At 64.2% G+C, this 1,716-nt stretch carries 1 protein-coding gene; it reads left to right on the top strand.

The features are described from left to right. On the top strand, positions 1-1,632 hold a 1,632-nt coding region (gene nuoL, locus U1700_RS14370), incomplete at its 5' end, for an NADH-quinone oxidoreductase subunit L (protein ID WP_332753377.1). Positions 1,633-1,716 lie beyond the last annotated feature (84 nt).

Below are 1,716 nucleotides of genomic sequence, written 5' to 3'. Positions count from 1 at the left end.
TCGGCCAATGCGGCAGCGATCAAGGCGTTCGTCGTCAACCGTGTGGGCGACTTGGGCTTCATGCTCGGCATCTTCGGCACCTTCCTGGTGTTCAAGACGGTGTCGATCCCCGAGATCCTGGCCGCCGCGCCGGGCATGGCGGGTTCGACCATCGGCTTCCTGGGCTATCGGTTCGACACGATGACCGTGCTCTGCCTGCTGCTGTTCGTCGGCGCGATGGGCAAGTCGGCGCAGCTGGGTCTCCACACCTGGCTGCCGGACGCGATGGAAGGTCCGACCCCGGTGTCGGCGCTGATCCACGCGGCGACGATGGTGACCGCGGGCGTATTCATGGTGTGCCGCCTGTCTCCGATGTTCGAAACCTCGCCGACCGCTCTGGGCGTCGTGACGGTGGTGGGTGCCTGCACCTGCTTCTTCGCCGCCACCGTCGGCACGGTGCAGACCGACATCAAGCGCGTCATCGCCTATTCGACCTGTTCGCAGCTCGGTTACATGTTCTTCGCGGCGGGCGTCGGCGCGTATGGCGCGGCGATGTTCCACCTGTTCACGCACGCCTTCTTCAAGGCGCTGCTGTTCCTGGGGGCTGGCTCGGTGATCCACGCGATGCACCATGAGCAGGACATGCGTTACTATGGCGGCCTGCGTCGCCACATCCCGCTCACCTTCTGGGCGATGATGATGGGTACGCTGGCGATCACCGGCGTCGGTATCCCGGCGCTGTTCGGCAACCCGATGGCAGTTGGTTTCGCAGGCTTCCACGCGAAGGACGCGATCATCGAGGTCGCCTATGCGGGTGGTTCGGGCTTCGCCTTCTGGGCGGGCGTGATTGCTGCGCTGCTGACCAGCTTCTATTCGTGGCGCCTGATGTTCCTGACCTTCTGGGGCAAGCCGCGCTGGACCGGGTCGGAGCATATCCAGCATGCCATCCATGACGCGCATGGCCACGGCCATGACGATCATGCGCACGGCCACGCTCATGATGCGCATCACAACGACGCGCATTCGGAAGATGCCGGGCACGAGCCGCATGCGCACGACGCGGGTCATCACGATGTGCCGGAAGGCACCGGCGGCTATCATCCGCATGAGAGCCCGCTGGTCATGCTGATCCCGCTGATCGTCCTGTCGATCGGTGCGATCGCGGCGGGCTTCGTCTTCCACGGCTGGTTCATCGAGCCGGACGCGGGCGAGACCTATTGGAAGGGGGCGATCGCCTTCAACGAGCATCTGATGCATTCGATGCACGGCGTGCCGGTGTGGGTGAAGCTGTCGGCGACGGTGGTGATGCTGCTCGGTCTGCTGACCGCGTATCTGACCTATATCCGTGCACCGGAGTTCCCGGCCAAGTTCGCGGACCAGTTCCGCATCCTGTACCGCTTCCTCCTCAACAAATGGTATTTCGATGAGATCTACCATTTCCTCTTCGTGCGCCCCGCCTTCGCGATCGGCCGGTTCCTGTGGCACCGTGGCGACGAGAAGACGATCGACCGCTTCGGCCCCAATGGTGTCGCCTGGCTCGTCCAGCTCGGCAGCAAGGGTGCGGCGCGCTTCCAGACGGGATACCTCTACAGCTATGCCTTCGTCATGTTGATCGGCCTGACCGCGGCCGTCACCTGGGCCATTTTGGGTTGATCGCGTGATGCAGGGCTTCCCGATCCTCTCCGTCATGCTGGCGGTCCCGGCTGTTGCCGCGATCGCCTGCCTCTTCCTCACCGC

Source organism: Sphingomonas sp. RB1R13, assembly GCF_036663775.1.
Taxonomy (GTDB): domain Bacteria; phylum Pseudomonadota; class Alphaproteobacteria; order Sphingomonadales; family Sphingomonadaceae; genus Sphingomicrobium.
The sequence above is the reverse complement of the archived record's forward strand: the minus strand, read 5'-3'. Positions and strand labels throughout refer to the sequence as shown.